The 359-nt window shown below is 46.2% G+C and carries 1 protein-coding gene; it reads left to right on the forward strand.

The window, feature by feature from the left end; all coding sequences use genetic code 11:
• Nucleotides 1-302: magnesium transporter (locus tag A3773_RS17060; protein ID WP_197462856.1), on the forward strand; the 302-nt coding region annotated here is incomplete at its 5' end.
• Nucleotides 303-359 lie beyond the last annotated feature (57 nt).

Here is a 359-nt window from a genome sequence, read left to right on the forward strand (position 1 = left end):
GTCGGGTCGCTATTTGTTTGGCTTTTGCCATTGCTTTGGTGATTATTGGGCGCATCTTACTCTTTAGTGATAGCAGTAGTACCGGGGGCTTTGAGCTCAATACCATCGCACTTGCTATCGCGGTTGCACTGTTTATTCAGGTGACGATGTCGACCACACTAGGTGGATTACTGCCTATCCTAGCGCGTGCATTTAAGCTTGATCCTGCCGTGCTGGTAAGCCCGGTTTTAGCGTCTATCGTTGATATCTCAGGAATGTGGATTTACTTCACTGTGGTGAACTACTTTTTAGGTATCGCCTGACTGAAGTTAACAATATCTTTGTAGAACAAGGTTTCAAACTTGGTGATCGGGGCGATG

Source organism: Neptuniibacter pectenicola (genome assembly GCF_001597735.1).
Taxonomy (GTDB): domain Bacteria; phylum Pseudomonadota; class Gammaproteobacteria; order Pseudomonadales; family Balneatricaceae; genus Neptuniibacter; species Neptuniibacter pectenicola.